This is a genomic window from Rodentibacter mrazii (assembly GCF_001998825.1).
GTDB classification, from domain to species: Bacteria; Pseudomonadota; Gammaproteobacteria; order Enterobacterales; family Pasteurellaceae; genus Rodentibacter; species Rodentibacter mrazii.
Map to the genome: position 1 here is coordinate 13,015 of NZ_MLHG01000012.1, position 20,800 is coordinate 33,814.

At 40.0% G+C, this 20,800-nt stretch carries 14 protein-coding genes and 2 tRNA genes; 5 read left to right on the top strand and 11 right to left on the bottom strand.

Annotated elements, in window-relative coordinates; genetic code table 11:
• Window positions 1–17 precede the first annotated feature (17 nt).
• From BKK47_RS01415 to malQ, 6 genes are all read right to left on the bottom strand, one after another.
• Window positions 18–2,480 carry a glycogen/starch/alpha-glucan phosphorylase gene (locus BKK47_RS01415; protein WP_077493151.1) on the bottom strand — a complete coding sequence of 821 codons (2,463 nt, stop codon included), beginning with the start codon at window positions 2,478–2,480 and terminating at the stop codon, window positions 18–20.
• Window positions 2,481–2,724: 244 nt separating this feature from the next.
• Window positions 2,725–4,155: a glycogen synthase GlgA gene (glgA, locus tag BKK47_RS01420; protein ID WP_077493152.1), complete on the bottom strand. Its 1,431-nt coding sequence runs from the start codon at window positions 4,153–4,155 to the stop codon at window positions 2,725–2,727.
• Window positions 4,156–4,254: 99 nt separating this feature from the next.
• On the bottom strand, window positions 4,255–5,550 hold the full coding sequence (glgC, locus tag BKK47_RS01425; protein WP_077493153.1) for a glucose-1-phosphate adenylyltransferase: 1,296 nt from the start codon (window positions 5,548–5,550) through the stop codon (window positions 4,255–4,257).
• 18 nt (window positions 5,551–5,568) lie between these two features.
• Complete coding sequence (glgX, locus tag BKK47_RS01430) at window positions 5,569–7,563, bottom strand: glycogen debranching protein GlgX (RefSeq protein WP_077493154.1); 1,995 nt, start codon at window positions 7,561–7,563, stop codon at window positions 5,569–5,571.
• 60 nt (window positions 7,564–7,623) lie between these two features.
• Window positions 7,624–9,813 carry a 1,4-alpha-glucan branching protein GlgB gene (gene glgB / locus BKK47_RS01435; protein ID WP_077493155.1) on the bottom strand — a complete coding sequence of 730 codons (2,190 nt, stop codon included), beginning with the start codon at window positions 9,811–9,813 and terminating at the stop codon, window positions 7,624–7,626.
• 10 nt (window positions 9,814–9,823) lie between these two features.
• Window positions 9,824–11,914 carry a 4-alpha-glucanotransferase gene (malQ, locus tag BKK47_RS01440; RefSeq protein ID WP_077493156.1) on the bottom strand — a complete coding sequence of 697 codons (2,091 nt, stop codon included), beginning with the start codon at window positions 11,912–11,914 and terminating at the stop codon, window positions 9,824–9,826.
• A gap of 291 nt (window positions 11,915–12,205) precedes the next feature.
• On the opposite strand from malQ, the gene upp reads away from it, so the two are divergent.
• The 3 genes from upp to hda all read left to right on the top strand — a co-directional run bounded on the left by upp (window position 12,206) and on the right by hda (window position 14,956).
• Window positions 12,206–12,832 carry a uracil phosphoribosyltransferase gene (gene upp / locus BKK47_RS01445; RefSeq protein ID WP_018357133.1) on the top strand — a complete coding sequence of 209 codons (627 nt, stop codon included), beginning with the start codon at window positions 12,206–12,208 and terminating at the stop codon, window positions 12,830–12,832.
• Window positions 12,833–12,944: 112 nt separating this feature from the next.
• On the top strand, window positions 12,945–14,201 hold the full coding sequence (locus BKK47_RS01450) for a nucleobase:cation symporter-2 family protein (protein WP_077493157.1): 1,257 nt from the start codon (window positions 12,945–12,947) through the stop codon (window positions 14,199–14,201).
• A gap of 59 nt (window positions 14,202–14,260) precedes the next feature.
• Window positions 14,261–14,956: a DnaA regulatory inactivator Hda gene (gene hda / locus BKK47_RS01455; RefSeq protein ID WP_077493158.1), complete on the top strand. Its 696-nt coding sequence runs from the start codon at window positions 14,261–14,263 to the stop codon at window positions 14,954–14,956.
• A 43-nt stretch (window positions 14,957–14,999) separates the two neighbouring features.
• Here the strand turns inward: hda and der are convergent, their stop codons facing one another.
• The 4 genes from der to dnaQ form a co-directional block, all read right to left on the bottom strand.
• Window positions 15,000–16,514, bottom strand: coding sequence for a ribosome biogenesis GTPase Der (der, locus tag BKK47_RS01460; RefSeq protein ID WP_077493159.1), 1,515 nt, complete (start codon window positions 16,512–16,514; stop codon window positions 15,000–15,002).
• A gap of 422 nt (window positions 16,515–16,936) precedes the next feature.
• Window positions 16,937–17,013 (bottom strand) — tRNA-Asp (locus BKK47_RS01465).
• A gap of 60 nt (window positions 17,014–17,073) precedes the next feature.
• A tRNA-Asp gene (locus tag BKK47_RS01470) sits at window positions 17,074–17,150 on the bottom strand.
• A 77-nt stretch (window positions 17,151–17,227) separates the two neighbouring features.
• A complete protein-coding gene (gene dnaQ / locus BKK47_RS01475; protein ID WP_077493160.1) occupies window positions 17,228–17,995 on the bottom strand; it encodes a DNA polymerase III subunit epsilon in 768 nt (255 codons plus the stop codon).
• 60 nt (window positions 17,996–18,055) lie between these two features.
• Between dnaQ and rnhA the strand changes: the two genes are divergently transcribed.
• Window positions 18,056–18,520: a ribonuclease HI gene (gene rnhA / locus BKK47_RS01480; protein ID WP_077493223.1), complete on the top strand. Its 465-nt coding sequence runs from the start codon at window positions 18,056–18,058 to the stop codon at window positions 18,518–18,520.
• Window positions 18,521–18,743: 223 nt separating this feature from the next.
• Window positions 18,744–19,805, top strand: coding sequence for a porin (locus BKK47_RS01485; protein WP_077493161.1), 1,062 nt, complete (start codon window positions 18,744–18,746; stop codon window positions 19,803–19,805).
• A gap of 120 nt (window positions 19,806–19,925) precedes the next feature.
• Here the strand turns inward: BKK47_RS01485 and BKK47_RS01490 are convergent, their stop codons facing one another.
• Window positions 19,926–20,681 carry a class I SAM-dependent methyltransferase gene (locus tag BKK47_RS01490; protein WP_077493162.1) on the bottom strand — a complete coding sequence of 252 codons (756 nt, stop codon included), beginning with the start codon at window positions 20,679–20,681 and terminating at the stop codon, window positions 19,926–19,928.
• Window positions 20,682–20,800 lie beyond the last annotated feature (119 nt).

Below are 20,800 nucleotides of genomic sequence, written 5' to 3' on the forward strand. Positions count from 1 at the left end.
CCCATAAGGGGATTTTTTTAATTGATTTCAAGGGGTTCAATTTTCCAAATATTTTTGGCATATTCTAAAATCGTCCTATCCGAAGAGAAAAAGCCCATATTGATGATATTCTGGATAGTACTTTCAATCCATCGATCACGATTTTTATATTTTTCATCCACCACTTTTTGTGCATCCACGTAACTACGGAAATCGGCAAAAACTTGGTAGTAATCGTAGTATTGTAATTCTTGCAATAATGGCAAATAACGTTGCGGTTCTTCTGGAGAAAACACACCCGCTATAATTTGATCAACGACCATGCGTAATTCCGCATCATTTTGGTAAAAATCAAACGGATGATAGCCATTGTGACGAAGTTGCTCTACTTGTGCAACCGTATTACCAAAAATAAAAATGTGATCTTCGCCTACATTATCCAAAATTTCCACATTCGCCCCATCTAAGGTTCCAAGTGTTAATGCACCATTGAGAGCGAATTTCATATTACTGGTTCCCGAAGCCTCAGTCCCGGCAAGAGAAATCTGTTCGGAAATATCCGCCGCTGGAATAATAAGTTGCGCCAAACTTACACTATAATTCGGTATAAATACCACTTTTAAACGCCCTTGTAAGCGTTCATCATTATTGATAATTTTTGCCACATCATTGATAAGACGGATCGTCTGTTTTGCCGCATAATAAGCTGATGCAGCTTTACCCGCTAAGATAAATACGCGCGGTTGCCAATTTTGTTCAGGGTTGGCAAGCATCGCATTGTAACGGGCAATGATATGCAATACATTCAACATTTGGCGTTTATATTCATGAATGCGTTTTACCTGTACATCAAACAATGCTTTAGGATTTAGCTCAATGCCAAGTTCCCGTTTTACATAGTCGGCAAGTTTAACTTTGTTGGCGTATTTAATATCTGCCACTGCCTCTTTAAACGCCTTTTCATGTGCCACAGTTTCTAATTTTTTGATTTGGCTTAAATCACAACGCCATTCCTGACCAATATATTTGTCAAATAATGCGGCTAATTGCGGGTTCGCCACACCCAACCAACGACGAGGTGTAATGCCGTTTGTTACATTGGTAAATCGCTCCGGATAAATACGTGCAAAATCAGCGAAAGTGGATTTCACCATTAAGTCAGAATGGATTGCCGCCACCCCGTTAACTTTGTGTGAACCAACCACAGACAACCAGCCCATACGCACTCTACGTTGATAGCCTTCTTCAATAAGAGACACACGACGAATAAAATCATTATCTGTTGTAATGTAAGTCCGCACGTATTCTAAGAAATGATCATTAATGTCAAAAATCATTTGTAAATGGCGCGGTAAGACTTTTGCCATCATCTCAACCGGCCAAGTTTCCAACGCTTCCGACATCAGCGTATGGCAAGTGTAAGAGAAAATACTGCGTGTCATATCCCATGCTTTTTCCCATTCAAAGCCTTCTTCATCAACCAAAATCCGCATTAATTCCGGAATCGCTAAGGCAGGATGAGTATCATTCAAGTGAATCGCCACTTTATCAGCCAAATTATCAAGGCTATTATGAATACGCTTATGACGTCGGATAATGTCTTGTAAAGATGCCGACACTAAAAAATACTCTTGGCGTAAACGCAATTCTCGCCCATTCCATGTAGAATCATCAGGATAAAGAACCCGTGATAAATTTCGGCTGGAAGCACGAGCCTCTACCGCAGCTAAATGTTCTCCACGATTAAATTCCGCAAGATTAAACATTTCACCGCCATGAGCAGACCACAGCCGTAACGTTGCAGCCGAATCATTTTTATAACCCGGAATCATTTGATCATAAGCAAGTGCGGTTACTTTTTCCTGTGGATTCCATACACATTTTCCACCTTCAAAATGAATATTACCGCCAAAGGCAACATGAAAGCGTTTGGACAAACGTACAAACTCCCACGGTGCACCTTTTTCCAACCATGCGTCAGGACGCTCCACTTGCTGACCGTCTTCGATTTTTTGACGGAACATACCGTATTCATAGCGAATACCATACCCCATTCCCGGCAAACCAAGTGTGGCGATAGAATCCATAAAGCATGCAGCCAAACGTCCTAAACCACCGTTTCCGAGCCCCGGGTCAACTTCTTTTGCAATAATCTCTTCTAAATCAATATTTAACTCACTTAATGCTTCTTTCGTTAAATCATAAACATCTTCGGCAATCAGTGCATTAGATAGAGTTCGCCCGATTAAAAATTCCATTGAAAGGTAATGAACGCGCCGTGCACCATCAGTACGTGCTTGACGCGCAGCGGTAATCCAACCTTCAGTGACAAGATCCCGCACAGCATATAATGTTGCATTTAACCAATCCCGCTTACTTGCTTCCCGCGGTGAACGACCGATAGCAAAAATTAATTTATAAACGATGGATTTTTTTAGTTCTTGAACATCCAATTTAGGACGATTATAAAGAAATGGAGAATCAAAATTATCCATTATCATGGTAATAAACCTCTATTAAAAAATTAAAAACAGGAGAGATAGCTAAACAATATAAAATTCCATCGTGAATCAAGTAAGCATTTCAACAAAAACGCCAGATTTCAAAAAATGACATCGCTCATTTTCTAAACATTCCTTTGGATTAACTATAAAGTATCTAACCCCATAAAAAAACCGTGTAAATTTTAGCCATTATTAGCTAAAAAACAATCAATTTTATGTTATTTGGGATATTTTTTTATCATTACGATAGACACTGATACAGACTAAAATATTCTTTAGCAACTTTACGCCAGCTAAAATCTTGTTCCATTGCGTTGCTTTGAACCATTGCCCACATACGAGGTTCTCGCCATAGAGCAAAAGCGTCTTGTATGCAGCGACGAAGTTCCACTGAATCCGCATGGTCAAAAATAAAACCTGTCGCGGTATGCTCTTTAATGTTTTCTAATGAGCTATTTACAACGGTATCGGCTAGTCCTCCGGTTTTTCTTACAAGGGGCAAAGTTCCATATTGCAAGCCGTAAAGTTGGGTTAAGCCACAAGGTTCAAAACGGCTTGGTACGAGAATCACATCACCACCGGCTATCATCAAATGGGAAAGTGATTCATCATATCCGATTTTCACTGCCATATTTTGAGGGTAAGTAGCAGAAAGTTGGCGGATAGCCTCTTCTAAATGTGCTGCTCCCGATCCAAGAATGGCGAGTTGCCCACCTTGTTTAACAATTTCATCCGCGCTTTCAACCAGCAAATCAACGCCTTTTTGCTCCGTTAAGCGGGTTACCATAACAAAAAGCAATGTGTCATTCTCCGGTAAATTAAAGTAAGCCTGAAGCGCCGATTTATTTTTCTTTTTTCCTTCCATTGATTTTTGGTTGTAATGATACTGAATATACCCATCACAGTTCGGATGCCAAATTTTTTCATCTACACCATTTAAAATACCGACCAGTCTCCCCTGATCACGCAATCCGCTTAACAAGCCTTGCAAACCATAGGCAAATTCTTCCGAGGTAATTTCTTGGGCATAAGTCGGACTAACGGCGGTGACGACATCGGAATAATACAGACCGGCTTTTAAATAAGATATTTGACCAAACAACTCCAAACCGTTTATGTGGAACATCCCTTCCGGTAGCCCGATTTCATATGAGTGGCGGTGATGAAATTGCCCCTGATAAGCCAGATTATGAATGGTAAAGACAGATTTCGCCGGTTTTCCTTTATTAAACAAATACGCTGCTGTAAGCCCGGCATGCCAGTCATGCGCATGTACGATTTCCGCACGCCACCACGAATCAAGTCCTGTGGACAATTCAGCGCCCACCCAGCCTAACAAGGCAAAGCGTTTATAATTATCCGCATAATCATTGTAATTTACGTCATGATAAGGGTTTCCCTCACGAGCATATAAATGTGGCGCATCAATTAAATAAATTCCCACCCCCTTATATTCGCCGTAACGTAATACCACATGCCCTGCAAAATTATCAAACTCAGCAACAATATGGGTTTCTCCAATGCCTCGATAAATGGCAGGATAAGCAGGCAATAAAATTCTTGTGTCTATCCCTATCTCTTTTTGAGCAAAAGGCAATGCCCCAATAACATCGGCAAGCCCCCCCGTTTTTAATAATGGATAGAGTTCCGAGCAAACATGTAATACTTTCATTGAATATCCTATTTTCTAATCTCCTCCCCTCTATTTTAAGAGGTTAGGATAAATTTAATTAAGAAAGTGCGGTTAATTTCAACCGCACTTTTCAGTTTATTAATCTAAATGCGCTTCCGAAGCGACTTCCTCTCCCTTCAATTTTTGTAGCATAGTATGAGTAACCAGAATCACTTTGCCCGTAGAGCTTATGCGGAAATGTTTTCTATCTTCTTCGATATCAAAACCGATTCGCATACCATCAGGGATTTTACAATTGCGGTCAACAATACAATTTTTCAAAGAACAATTTTTACCGATTTCTACTTCCGGTAAGATGACACAATGATCAATATGAGAACCTTCTTCAATTTTGATACGATCAAAAAGAACAGAATAATTAATGGAAGCATCTGTAATCACACAACCGCCACCAATCAAAGAATTATCCACCGGACGAATATTAGCATTTTTATAGAAGAATTTAGACGGATATGCTTGTACTGGATTACCGCGAATCGGCCAACTTTGATCATAAATATCCAACTGTGGTTTTTCCGATACTAAGTCAATGTTGGATTGCCAAAAGCTATCCAATGTCCCCACATCTCGCCAGTAAATTTCCCCTTCTGTATTACGTCCCATGCAAGAACGGCTGAACGGGTGAGCATAAAGCGTTTCTTCCGTTAAACATCTTGGTAGTACATCTTTACCGAAATCATGGCTGGTTTGTGGCTTATGTACTTCACACTCAAGCATTTTATAAAGATAATCCGCATCAAAGACATAAATTCCCATTGAAGCAAGAGATATATCGGGTTTGCCCACCATCGCAGGCGGATCTTTCGGTTTTTCAACAAATGCTTTCACTTTTAAGTTTTCATTTACTGCCATTACACCGAATTCATGCGCTTCTGAACGTGGAACTTCAATACAGCCTACGGTACATTTTGCTCCACTTGTTACATGATCCATCAACATCACACTATAATCTTGCTTATAAATATGATCACCAGCCAAAATTAAAATATATTTTGGACGATAATGATCACGAATAATCGCCATATTTTGATAAACCGCATCTGCCGTACCGCGATACCAGGTGGTATCATCAATTTGTTGACGGGCCGGAAGCATATCAACAAATTCGCCTCGTTCTTGCGGCAAGAATGACCAACCGGTTTGTAAATGGCGTAGTAAAGAATGGGCCGCGTATTGGGTCACAACACCAATACGATTTAAGCCGGAATTAATACAATTTGACAGGGCAAAATCAATGATACGACGGTTACCGCCAAAATAGAGCGCAGGTTTCGCTCGTTTATCTGTGAGTTCATGAAGACGTGACCCGCGTCCACCGGCTAAAATAAGAACCAAAGTATCTTTTACAAGAGCATTTTTATCAGGGCTTTTCATTGTAAACTCCGTTTGTCTTTAATTATTTATTCTATACAACAAACAAAATGCCATACTGCTTACCGTTACTTCCTGTGACTGGATAAATGTTAAGTTTGTTGTTTCCACAAAGGCTTTCCATTGGCTTACAGCACAATTAGGCAATATGAAAGTCTGAGATTCTGCTTTCGCATTAATTAAAAGGAGCCATTTATCGTCCAATAAAATTTGTAACGCTTTAACTCCAAGGTTATGCCAATCTTCTTGCTGCATAGGCTTTCCCCATACATTCAACCAGTTGACATTATCATTTGACCACCAAGCATCCTGTTGCAAACTGCGAATTTGCTTACGAAGTGCAATGGTTTGCTTCGTGATTTCAAATAAATTTTTATTAAAGTTTTCCCATTTCAACCAAGCAATTTTGTTATCTTGGCAATAAGCATTATTATTACCGTACTGCGTATTTCCAAACTCATCGCCTGCCAACAACATTGGTGTTCCATTGGCAAGCAGTAAACTTGTCAATAAGGCAATCTGCGCAAAAGTGCGGTCATTTTCTACTGTACTTTTTTTCGGTTCGTCTAAAAATTCCGTCGTTCCCTCTACACCGTGGTTATAGCTGTAATTTTCGTTGCGTCCGTCCCAATTTTCTTCGCCGTTCGCTTCATTATGCTTGTGGTTATAACTCACTAAATCATGCAATGTGAAACCATCATGAGCAGTGATAAAATTAAGGGAACGATGCGGCAAACAACCATCTCTTTTAAATAAATCGCTCGATCCGGCAAAACGTTCGGCAAATGCGCCGATTTCACCACTTTTCCACAACCAAAAACGGCAAATATCATCACGGAAACGATCATTCCATTCGGCAAAATAATCAGGGAAATTGCCTACTTGATAACCGTAATGCCCGATGTCCCAAGGCTCTGCGATCAATTTAATATTTTGTAAACTCGGGGCATTAGCTATATCAACAAAAAGTTGGGCTGAAGAATTAAAATCAGGTTTATCCCGTCCAAGCACAGTTGCCAGATCAAAGCGAAAGCCATCAACATGACATTCTTCCACCCAATAACACAAGCAATCGACCACCCATTTCCGTCCTACATCAGAGGACAAATTAAGCATATTGCCGCACCCCGTCCAGTTGATGTAATGTCCGTTATCGTTCCGCCAATAGTAGGTTTGATCATCGATCCCACGCTGACAAAATGTAGGGAAATGTTGTTCCGATTCCGCTGAGTGGTTAAATACGACGTCTAAAATTACTTCAATGTTTGCTTGGTGAAAGGCTTTCACCATTGACTTAAATTCGCTGAGCGGATCGCCCGTTGCCGCATATTTTGGCTCAACTGCAAACATAGCAATAGGGTTATATCCCCAATAATTTTGCAAACCACGTGCCTGTAAGTGCGGTTCATTTAGATGGAAATTGACAGGTAATAATTCTATCGTCGTCACACCTAATTCTTTCAAATACGCAAGATTAATCGGGTGTGCCAAACCGGCATAAGTGCCTCGTAAAGTTGCTGGGATTTTTTCGTTTAATCGGCTAAAACCTTTAACGTGCAGTTCATATACGATGGTTTCAGCCCAAGGAATATGAGGTTTTTGATCTCCGTTCCAATCAAAATCCTCATCAACAATGACCGCTCTTGGAGCAATATGAGCGTTGTCACGATGATCACTGAGCAAGAACCACTGCCATTTTTCTGCACAACTTAAATCAGGCTTATGACTGACCGCTTTGACATAAGGATCGAGCATTAATTTTTGCGGGTTTGAATGTGGCCCGTGAATCCGAAAACCATATTGTGTGCCGTTCCGTACACCGATAACCGCCAAATGCCAAATATTATCGGTACAAGCCATCGTGAAACGGGTTTCAGTTTCGCCCTCAAATAAACAGAGTTCCACCTGACTTGCAGCCGCCGAAAACAAACTAAAATTAGTCAATTCCACGCCATTTTCGACTTTTTTCGAATAACCAAACGGGGCCGGAACGCCTAAATCAAAAACTTTGAACATCGCCTTATCATCAATTCCTAAATAATTCCCGCCAACCTAATCGGCGAAGACAAAAATAAACTATCCCAAATATTTCAAATAAATCGTTGCTAATGGCGGAATAGAAACCGAGATTGAATTTCCTCTTTCATGACTTTCGAGCGCTTCACTTTGGACACAACCAAAATTGCCTACGTTAGAACCCTGATAATACATTGAATCGGTATTCAAAATTTCTTCATATTTACCTGCCCCATTCACACCAATACGGTAATTATGGCGGGGGACGGGAGTAAAATTGCTGATGACAATAATCCGTTCACCCTGACTGCTTCGGCGTTCAAAAGCAAAAACAGAATTTTCGGCATCATTCACAACCAGCCAATCAAAGCCTTCCGGAGAATGATCAAGTTCAAAGAGCGGTCGATTTTGCCGATAAATATGGTTTAAATCTTTCACCAATTTCAGCACACCTTTATGCCAACCACCGCCAATGTTTTCATCAAGTAAGAACCAATCTAAACTTTCTTCGTAATTCCACTCTCTGCCTTGTGCAAATTCATTCCCCATAAAGAGCAATTTTTTGCCCGGATATCCCCACATATAACCATAATAAGCACGTAAGTTAGCAAATTTTTGCCATGTATCACCCGGCATTTTGTCAAGTAAAGAACATTTTCCATGCACCACTTCGTCATGGGAAAGCGGCAACACAAAATTTTCACTGTATTGATAAACCATACCAAAGGTCATTTTATTATGATGATATTGGCGATAAATCGGATCGAGTTTCATATAAGAAAGCGTGTCATTCATCCAACCCATATTCCATTTGAAATTAAAGCCTAAACCACCATTCTCACTAGGATGAGTTACTCCGGTAAATGCGGTCGATTCCTCCGCAATAGAAATCGCGCCTTCCATTTCATTATGGATTTTCCAATTGGTATGTTTTAAAAATTCGATCGCTTCGAGATTTTCACGCCCACCATACTGATTAGGAACCCATTCTCCCTCTGGACGACTATAATCCCGATAAATCATTGATGCCACTGCGTCCACACGAATACCGTCCAAGCCGAAACGTTCCAGCCAATAAAGGGCATTACTGGAAAGAAAATTGCGTACTTCGTTACGCCCATAATTATAAATCAAGGTGTTCCAATCTTGATGATAACCTTCACGCGGATCAGCATGTTCATACAGTGCCGTACCATCAAAAGCCACTAATCCATGAGTATCACTCGGGAAATGTCCCGGTACCCAATCTAAAATCACATTAATACCGGCTTCATGAGCCCGTTTCACCAAACGTCGAAAAGCGTCTGCTGTGCCGAAACGGCTGGTTGGTGAATAAAGCCCAAGAGGTTGATATCCCCAAGAACCATCATAAGGAAATTCAGAAAGTGGTAAAAACTCAATATGAGTAAAACCCATATCTTTCACATAGGGAATAAGTTCATCAGCAATTTGGTCATAATCAAGCCAAAAATTATTCTCAAGATTACGTCTCCATGATCCCAAATGCACTTCATAAATCGAAATCGGCTGATTAACTTGATTTGCTTTACGGCGGGTTTCGGTCATTTCTACCACATTCGGTAACGCACTCACTTGAGAGGCCGTATCCGGACGAAGCTGAGAACTAAAACCGTAAGGATCTGCTTTCAAACGGAAATTACCATGGCAATCAATGAGTTCAAATTTATAGAGTTGTCCAAAACTGACTTTCGGGAGGAATAATTCCCACACACCACTTTTTGAATGAAATCGCATTGGATGGCGACGACCGTCCCAATAGTTGAAATCGCCCACAATGGAAACCCGTTTTGCATTCGGTGCCCACAAACGAAAATTCACCCCGCTCACGCCATCGCATTCCATAAAATGCGCCCCTAAAACTTCATAAGGACGTAACATTGAGCCTTCAGAAAGCAGCCAATGTTCTAAATCATCAATCATGAGGTGAAAACGGTAAGGATCTTCAATAATCTGCGCTTCATTACCCCAAAAAACCTGTAATTGATAAGCAAAAAATTGATGGCAATTTGGGATCACACCGGTAAAAAAACCACGTTCGTCTAAACAATTTAATTCGGCAACGGACTCTCCCGATTCCCGATCTATAACAATCACCCGATCCGCATCAGGCAATAAAACACGAACCTCAATGCCTTGCTCTGTTTCGTGCATACCTAAGGTTGCAAAGGGATCGCTATTGGTTGCGTCAAAAAAACTATCAATAATAGAATGGGTAATGACCATTGTCATAGCTAACTCCTTACACTTTGCGGGCTTCATTCAGCATTGCAAAGAAAATTTGTAATGATTCATTATTAAAAATAAATTCTAAGGGTTGCGCGAGTTTTTTACGCCAATTCGGATATTCATCCAAAGTGCCCGGTAAGTTAAACACCACTTCTTGACTTAATAAATTTTCCAGTTGAACACCAATTAATTTACTTTCGCTTTCAGCTAAATACCGATGAATAACAAAATTTAAATTATCGTGCATCGCCATAGAAAGGGCATCGCCTTCATAATTCGGTGGTAAATAATGATCTCGACGTAGGCTGTTAATCAACGCTTGTTTGTCAATCATCCGTTGATCATATTTTTGTTTTAGCGCTTCGCCCCTTAAAATGTTGAGCTGGTCAAATAATTCCAGATCGCGACAGTGCCAAAAACTTTGCAATGACGGCACATCATGTGTGCCAATCGCGGCGTAAGCATTTTTCGGATAAGCGGAACAATGTGGAAACTGCATATCACGTTGGGCAAAATATAGTACAAAATAAGAAAAGATCTGAAGTTCGTTTAATTTAGACCGCACTTCATCCGGCACAGTGCCAAGATCTTCACCGATAATCAAACATTGATGACGAACACTTTCAATGGCAAGAATCGCCATTAATTCATCAAAAGGATAATGAACATACGCTCCTTCTTGCGCCGTTTTTCCTTCAGGAATCCACCACAAACGGAACAAGCCCATCACATGATCGATACGTAATACGCCAAAATATTGCATATTAGCTTGCAACATCTCAATAAAAGGTGCAAAACCACGGGCTTTTAATACACTTGGATTATAAGGTGGTAAATTCCAATTTTGTCCTACTGGTCCAAGGGGATCCGGCGGAGCACCAATAGAAATATTGACACAATACAATTCAGGATCGCTCCACACATCGACACTACCACGTGAACTGTTTACAGCCAGATCACCATAAATACCTAACTGCATACCACATTTTTTACAAAGTTTTTGCAATTCAGCAAGTTGTTGCTCCATTAACCATTGCAACCATGCAAAAAATCCTATTTGCTTATGATAAGTTTTGAGTAATGTTCTACGTTTTGTCGCACCTAAATGTTGACATTCTTTACGCCAACCAAGCCAACCGATGGTATTTTCTTTCGCTTGATGATCGGCATGTTCCTGCGCATCTAAAACATTAAACAGTCCTTGCAACTGCAATGCTTCGCCTTTGGATTTTACATATTGTTCAAATAGTTGACGGCGTTTGATAATTTCAACAGATTTACTCCGATTAAAGAAAGCAAAAAGCTGTTCAAGTGCGGTCAGTTTTAACTGATAAACTTCACTGTAATTCACTGTCTCAGAGTTATGTAAAGTGAGAATTTGAGTTTGGGTCGCTTCAGATTTGAACCAACTTTGTAATGATTTACAACGTTTAAATTCCGGTAAATTCGGAATATTTAAATAGAGAAAATTCAACCAACGGCGAGAAGAAGAGCTATAAGGGTTTGCCCATTCAGGTACGGCAGGATAGGACAGATGCAATGGATTAATTCCCACATAATCAGCCCCTTGTTTAGCACTTTGTTCAATCAAATAAGCCAAATCGCCAAAGTCGCCAATCCCCCAGTTACTCTGAGAGCGTAAACTATAAATCTGAACATTGATTCCCCAAATTTTTTTGTGTTTTAATACCGGCGGTTGAAAAGCGCGCTTTGGAGAAACCAGTAGCCGAATTGAATAGCAGTGAGATTTTGTTGAAAGTAGTAATTGATAGTAACCAAAAGAAAGCGGAGGCAAAGAAAGTACGGTAGAATTTTGAGTAATTTTTTGTGTTATTGAAATGCTATTTTCATCAAGCAACTCAAGGGATATTATCGGTTCCGTAAGAGCAATCCGTTCAACATCATAATGAATAGGTTCATTTTCAAAACAAGCCAAAACATCATCAAATTCTTCTCTACGGCATTTATTTTCAACCGGCTTAAGCAATTCAACAAAATGCGATAATGTTTTTGGGTCGGCATAAATAAGTCGCCCATCAATATCATAATGCGCGGGGGCAATTCCCAACTCTTGGGCAGTTTTTTGAAGCAGTTCTAATTCCATACGACCAAACACACAACAAATAACAACTTAGTTCCATTCTAGTCTTGCTTAGAATAAATACAATGACTTTTATTTAAATTAGTGATCTCTGTCAAAATTTAATTTTCTATCGCCTAATTTTTCTTAAAAAATTTCCCCAAAATCCTGTTTCAAACGACGGAAACATAAACTTGATACCGAATTTTTTATAAATAAACCGCTAGAGTTTTTCTATTTTCTGATTTAGAATCGTGCGATTTAATTTTTTATCACTCACATTAATCTATTCATTTGCAGCTAAGGGGTAAAATCATGAAACTTGTCGAAGTTAAGCATCCGCTAGTAAAACACAAATTAGGTGTCATGCGCGAAGCAGAAATCGATACAAAAAAATTCCGTGAACTGGCAACAGAAATCGGCAGTTTATTAACCTATGAGGCCACTGCAGATTTAGAAACAGAAAAAGTGATTATTGACGGTTGGAACGGCCCCGTTGAAATTGATCGCATTAAAGGTAAAAAAGTGACCGTCGTACCCATTTTGCGTGCCGGTCTCGGCATGATGGATGGCGTATTGGAACACATCCCAAGTGCACGTATCAGCGTAGTGGGGATTTACCGTAATGAAGAAACCCTTGAGCCTGTACCTTATTTCCAAAAATTAGCGAGCGATTTGGAAGAACGTCTTGCCATTGTGGTGGATCCTATGTTGGCAACCGGCGGTTCAATGATTGCAACCCTTGATTTATTAAAAGCGAAAGGCTGTAAACACATTAAAGTATTAGTGCTTGTTGCAGCCCCTGAAGGAATTAAAGCGTTAGAAGCAGCACACCCGGATATTGAGCTCTACTGCGCCTCTGTCGATGATCATTTAAATGAACACGGTTATATCATTCCGGGTTTGGGTGATGCGGGTGACAAAATTTTTGGAACAAAATAATCCCCTGTTCTAAAACACTGAGACGGCTTTCAAGCCGTCTTTTTTCGGGCGGAAAACAGTTCAAAAGCTGACCGCACTTTAAAGTTAATTCAAACAGAGAGTTGAAACTAAAATGACTAATCAAAATCAAACCACTTCTACTCAACCGGAAGAAGTACAGAGTATAGCAAAACAATCCTTTGTCGGCTTACAAATGCTTTTCGTCGCCTTTGGCGCATTGGTACTTGTGCCGCTTATCACCGGTTTAGATTCTAACACCGCCCTACTTACCGCCGGCGTAGGCACGCTATTATTCCAGTTTTGTACCGGCAAACAAGTGCCTATTTTTCTTGCTTCCTCTTTCGCTTTTATCGCCCCCATTCAATATGGCGTACAAACTTGGGGCATTCCAACTACAATGGGAGGGTTAGCTTGTGCCGGATTGGTCTATTTTGCGCTTTCCGCACTGGTTAAAATTCGTGGAAGCCAAGCCTTAGAACGTATTTTCCCACCGGTTGTGGTCGGTCCGGTAATCATCATTATAGGGATGGGGCTTGCTCCCGTTGCCGTCAATATGGCACTAGGCAAAGACAGTGTCTATGCTTATAACGATGCCGTGCTCGTTTCTATGATCACTTTAATCGTGACCCTTTCCGTTGCAGTTTTTGCAAAAGGTTTGATGAAATTAATCCCAATTATGTTTGGGATCACAGCAGGCTATATTCTTTGCCTTTTCCTCGGTTTAATTAATTTTCAGCCGGTAATCGACGCACCTTGGTTTGAACTACCGAAACTTACTAAACCGGAATTTAACCTCGAAGCGATTCTCTATATGTTGCCGATTGCCATTGCACCTGCGGTGGAACACGTCGGGGGCATTATGGCGATCAGCTCCGTAACCGGAAAAGATTTCCTAAAAAAACCGGGATTACACCGCACTTTATTAGGTGATGGCGTCGCCACTGCTGCCGCTTCATTAGTCGGCGGCCCACCAAATACCACTTACGCAGAAGTAACCGGTGCCGTAATGCTAACCCGTAACTTTAATCCGAATATTATGACTTGGGCGGCGGTATGGGCTATCGCCATTTCTTTCTGTGGAAAAGTGGGGGCATTCCTTTCTACCATTCCGACTATCGTAATGGGCGGTATTATGATGCTTGTCTTTGGTTCTATCGCCGTAGTAGGAATGAGTACCTTAATCAAAGGTAAAGTCGATGTTACAGAACCTCGCAACCTTTGCATTATTTCTGTGGTGATGACCTTTGGTATCGGTAATATGTTTGTGAATGTCGGTGATGCCGTTTCATTAAAAGGAATCAGCTTGTGTGCCATCGTGGCAATCATCCTGAACTTAGTTTTGCCAAAAGCAAAAAATGAAGTAGAATAATCAAAAAATTAAGGGCTGAAATAGCCCTTTTCTTTCTTAATCAAGAACTCTATATCATTTTGAATCAGCAGTTACCTTTGCCTATTCATCAAATTGATGATTATACACTTGAGAATTTTTATGGTGACAACAATTTGTTGTTGCTTGATTCTTTACGCAAAAATTCACAGCAGATTCAACAGCAATTTTTCTATATTTGGGGAATGGCTGGCTGCGGAAAAAGCCATTTACTTCGCGCCCTCAGCAACCAATATTTAAATGAACAACGTGCTGCAATTTATGTGCCACTGAACAAATCCCGTTATTTCTCCCCTGCTGTACTGGAAAATCTGGAACAACAATCGCTAGTCTGCTTAGATGATCTGGATTCCGTCATGGGTGATCCTGAGTGGGAAATCGCTCTTTTTGATTTATTTAATCGAATCAAAGCAAGCGGGCAAACACTCTTGCTTGTGAGTGCCTCCCTCTCTCCTTCCGCATTAAATGTGCAATTACCCGATTTAGCCTCACGTTTAAAATGGGGTGAAATTTACCAACTTTCTCCTCTAACAGATGAGCAAAAATTAGAAGTGTTACAAAAAAATGCTCATCAACGTGGCATTGAATTACCCGCTGAAACCGCACATTTTCTACTAAAACGCTTAAACCGTGATACCCACACGCTATTACAAGCCTTAGAAAAACTCGACAAAGCCTCATTACAGGCACAACGTAATCTCACGATTCCTTTTGTGAAAGAAACATTGGATCTTTAGAAACAAAAAAAGTGCGGTCAAATTTAACCGCACTTTTTCCACATCATCTTTTCGCTTTCTTAATAAATTTCATCAAGCGTTTGCGTTTGCGCAACTGATTTGGCGTTAGTTTATTTTTACGTCCGACAAACGGGTTGTCGCCCTCTTGGAAAATCAGACGAATCGGCGAGCCGATAATTTTCAAACTTTTACGATAATAATTTGATAAATAACGCTTATAGGAATCCGGTAATTTTTCCATTTGATTACCATGTACTACGATAATCGGCGGGTTATAACCGCCCGGATGGGCATATTTTAATTTAATACGACGCCCCCCGATCATTGGCGGTTGATGTTCATCTGTCGCCATTTGCAAAATGCGGGTAAGCATTGAGGTCGTCATTTTCTGTGTAGCGCAAGCGTAGGCTTCTCTAATGGAATCAAACAAATTACCTACACCACTGCCGTGTAACGCAGAAATAAAATGCACACGAGCAAAATCAATAAAATCTAAACGGCGGTCAAGTTCCGATTTCACACGATCTTTGATTTCTGGATCCAATCCATCCCATTTGTTCACCACAATGACAAGGGAACGACCCGCATTCAAAATGAAACCAAGCAAAGACAAATCTTGGTCTGAAATATTTTCACGTGCATCAATGGTAAGCAACACCACATTCGCATCTTGAATGGCTTGTAGGGTTTTTATCACAGAGAATTTTTCCACCGCAAGATGCACTTTTCCCCGCTTACGCACCCCTGCAGTATCAATCAATGTATAGTGCTGTCCATCACGTTCCATTTGAATATAAACGCTATCCCGTGTAGTTCCTGGCATATCATAAACCACCACCCGATCTTCGCCTAAAATACGGTTGGTTAACGTGGATTTGCCAACATTAGGACGACCGACAATCGCAATTTTGATATGTTTATCTTGTGCGTCATCGATTTCCTCTTCCAAACTCTCATCAAGTAATGCCGTATCTTCTTCCGAATCAAAATCAAACTCTTGCTCCCACTCGTCTTGTTCCTCATCAGAAGTGCGGTCAGTTTTCTCACCGTTTTCCATTTGTTCTGCAAAAGGTGCAAGGACTTGTTCCATTAATTGAGTCACACCACGTCCTTGAGAGGCTGCGATTTGCTCAATTTCGCCTAAACCTAGTTGATAAAACTCGGCACAGTGAGAATCCGCATCAATGCCATCGGTTTTGTTCGCCACTAATACGGTGATTTTATTTTGGCGTTGACGTAGGTAATTTGCGATACCAATATCCGCCGAGGTTAAACCGGCACGGGCATCGACGAGAAAAAGCACAATGTCCGCTTCTTCAATGGCAAGCAACGATTGCTCTGCCATTTTTTCTTCTACGCCTTCCTCTGTACCGTCAATACCACCGGTATCTATTACAATAAATTCACGCCCAGCAATATTTGCATGACCATATTTTCTATCACGCGTTAAACCGGGAAAATCCGCCACCAACGCATCACGAGTACGTGTTAGGCGGTTAAACAGCGTTGATTTTCCTACATTTGGACGCCCGACTAGGGCCACAACAGGAGTTGCCATAAAAAATCTCTTATCTTTTCAAAAATGGAGGGCATTATAGCGGAAGTTGGGGCATTGGTAAAAACTCATTTGAAAATAAGCAAATAAAAAGCCACGAACAAAAATCGTGGCTTTCCAAACACTGTTTATTTATTCATAACTTTCGTTATAATAATCTCGCTTTCAAGGTTAGGTCTTGAAAGAGAGGGTTGCGCTTTTTCGCAACGTTTGAAGAGGATAAGTGTATGATTAAAATCATTATCCTTGTCGTACTACTATTATTGATAAGCTTGCCTGTTTATTGATAATAACGACATACTAGGGAGTTCGCCGCTCCCTAGTGCTTCAAATCTTAAAAGTTTATGAAAATCTTGTCAAGGACGATATAAATTTAAGTCATAAAAAATGCACCTCAAAGGTGCAATTTTTATTCTCGAAAAAATTGGCGGAATGGACGGGACTCGAACCCGCGACCCCCTGCGTGACAGGCAGGTATTCTAACCAGCTGAACTACCACTCCGCAGCTTAATCTTTTTATTGTTCACTTTCGTAAACACATCAATAAGGAGTAAATAAAATTTGGCGGAATGGACGGGACTCGAACCCGCGACCCCCTGCGTGACAGGCAGGTATTCTAACCAGCTGAACTACCACTCCGCTAAGTGCTGCGTATCATAATGATCCGCCCTTATCTCGTCAATCTTTTTTTTTTAATTTCACACTTGTTCGTTCATTTAATGCACGGATTCATTATTTGTATGTAAATCCCATAGGCAATTTCCATTACTTTTTTTATTGATCACTTTCAATAATTCCAAATGGGCTTGCAATTCTTCTTCATTTGGTTGTAAACGCTTTAAATTATTAGAAAAAGTAACCGCACTTTCCATTGATTCAGAAGCATTTCTCTCCATTGTAGCCATCATATTGATTTCTTCTTCCCCTTCATCAAACAGGCTGGTTTGTCCGCCTGTCATGGAAAGATAAACGTCAGCTAAAATTTCCGCATCCAATAACGCACCGTGCAATGTTCGTTTGCTGTTATCAATTCCTAATCGGTCACACAAAGCATCCAAACTATTGCGTTTACCCGGATACATTTGGCGTGCCATTTGCAAGGTATCTGTTACCACACAAATATCCGTTGTTTTTACAGCCAATCCGAGTTTACTAAATTCATAATCCATAAAGCCCACATCAAAGGGCGCATTGTGAATTAAAAGCTCTGCGCCTTTAATGTAATCTAAAAATTCTTGGGCTACCGTTTTAAATTCCGGTTTATCGGCAAGCATTTCATCAGTAATGCCGTGAACTTTAATTGCCTCCGGATCAACCGGTCGGTTTGGATTAATATAAATGTGGAAATTATTGCCCGTATAACGTCGATTCACTAATTCCACTGCACCAATTTCAATAATGCCATGTCCTTCATAATGTGCACCAAGTTGGTTCATCCCCGTTGTTTCCGTATCCAACACAATCTGGCGATTTGGATTAATCATTTGTTCAACCTATTTCTTTCCTTTAGAATGACCGCTATTTTACACAACAACGATTTTGTTATGCAAAAACAGATTGAAATTTTTACCGATGGCTCTTGCCTCGGCAATCCCGGTACGGGGGGAATTGGTATTCTATTACGCTATAAAGAGCATGAAAAACAACTTTCTAAAGGCTATTTCAATACCACAAATAACCGCATGGAATTACGTGCAGTAATTGAGGCGCTCAATACCTTGAAAGAACCGTGCCGTGTTACTCTTTATAGTGATAGCCAATATATGAAAAACGGTATCACCCGGTGGATTACAAATTGGAAAAAAAATAATTGGAAAACCAGCAACAGTAAGCCGGTAAAAAACCAAGATTTATGGTTAATGCTAGACGATGCCATTCAACGTCACAAAATCGAATGGAAATGGGTAAAGGGGCATGTAGGGCATCGTGAAAATGAAATTTGTGATGTGTTGGCAAAAAAAGGGGCGGAAAATCCTACTTTTGAAGATGAAGGTTACTATCCTGAGTAAATCAGGGTGTTTTTTGTGTTTTATAAACCAAATTTGTTTAATTATTGCTCTTATCTAGTTTAAAAATGTGATCTTGATCTGATATTTGGAATATTACAACTTTTTTCCATTGACAGAAAAAAGGCTTTTTGCAATGATTCGAACTGTCTATTTAGGCGATTGACATTTTCAATAATGAAAAGTTCAATCTTGGTCGTATCACACCAAATAAGGAATAACAATTATGAAAAAAACACTAGCAGCATTAATCATCGGTGCGTTTGCAGCTTCAGCAGCGAATGCGACAGTAATTTACGATAACGAAGGAACTAAAGTCGAATTATACGGTTCACTTCGTTTAATTATGGAAAAAAGTCGAGTTAAAGACACAACAGCAGCAGGGGTATCAACAAAAACATCAAACTCAGCTTTACGTAACGCCGGTTCACGTTTAGGTTTTACTGTTAAGCATGATTTAGATAATGATTTCTATGCGTTAGGTCGTGTTGAATTCCGTTTTGATGACACTGAGTCTCGTGATCAATTTGGCAGCCTTTATGCTAAACGTGCTTATGTAGGTTTAGGTAGCAAAGCAACGGGTGATATTACATTTGGTCGCCAAGTGACTATCGCTGATGATTTAAGTCAAACAAACGACTATGAGTACGGTCTTATTCCAAAAGGCGATTACATTCCTACTTCCGGTACTGGTGTGATTCGTTATGACTATCGTGGTATTGAAGGTTTACAACTAAGCGCAAACTATAACTTTGGTCAACGTCATAATGATAAAGGTAATGATCTTAAACCTGCAATTAAAAATGCTTATAGTGTAGGCGCTATTTATGCCAAAGATGCCTATGATGTACGTTTCGCTTATGGCCACACAAACTATGAAACTGGTTCAAATGCATCACATCGTAAAGATGGTTATTTAGCGTCATTAAGCTATGCATTTGGCGATTTCAAATTAATCGGTGACTTTGGTTATGCTCACGAGAAAAATCAAGGTCAAAAAACTGATAAGTTCTACGTATCTCCGGGTTTTGAATACCAAGCACTTGCTAAATCCAAGATCTATGGTAACTACCTATATGAACGTGTAAAAACCAAAGATAGCAGCAAAGTAAAAACTCACGGTTTCTTACTTGGTGCTGACTATAAATTCCACAAACAAGTTGTGGTGTTCTTAGAAGGTAAATATTTACGCACTAAAGACTATGCTAACAACCTTAATGGTGGATACGACTACAAAGGTAAAAAAGACGACAAAGCTATCGGTGTAGGTATGCGTGTATTCTGGTAATTTGAAATAGTTTTCTATCTTTGTAAGGCGAATCTTAAGATTCGCCTTTTTACTTTTAACCGCCAAAGTGCGATCACAAAAACCAACGTTTTTTAAACATTGCTTTTTTCAGCTTCCTAATTATTTTTGGCTACACACTGCGATAAAATGCAATTTGTGTTCAGGATCATTAAAAGTTTTAAACATTCGTTTAAATTGCTCACGGTTTTCTGTCTTCATTGCGTTTTTAACGATTTTTAATGTCCCCAAAACGCCTTCATCATAAATCATTCCCTTTGGTGAAAGTAATGTCATTTCACCTGAAAATGTATCCACATTCCGGAATCCGCTTTCTCGAAAAAGTCCTTTCCAACCTTCTTTGGTTAAGGGAGTAACTGTGACATTAATCGCTTTACGCATATTATCAAGAATAGTCTGATGATCTTCGCCTACCAACATCACATCATGAGTAAGTAAGAAACCACTCGGTTTTAACACCCGAAAATATTCCGCAATGGCTTTTTTCTTCGCATCTACCGGCAACATCGTCAACATCGCCTCATTGATCACAATGTCAAAAGTCTCATCTTCAAAAGGTAATTTCATTGCATTGGCACGTTGAACATGAATTTTATCTTGTAAGTTATTGGCAGCGATATTGGCTTTCGCCTTTTCTAACGCCTCCTCATCTAAATCAACGCCCTCAATCTGACAACCGAATTGTTTCGCCAAATCAATCGCCGTTGTCCCCATATTACACGCCACTTCTAATACTTTTTTATTCTGAGTAAAATCACCGTTACCAATCAACCAATCCGTTGCTTTTTTACCGCCGGGACGTAAACGTGTTTTTCCTAAACGGGCCAAAAAATTATGTCCGACTTCTTCTTTCGCCATTTTAATCTCCTACTCTTAAACTAAGTTTTTACATTATAGATAAAAATTATTCTTATTAAAGCAATAAAGAAAAAAATCCATACCGTAGCTACAATATGGATTTTTCTTATTTTTTATTT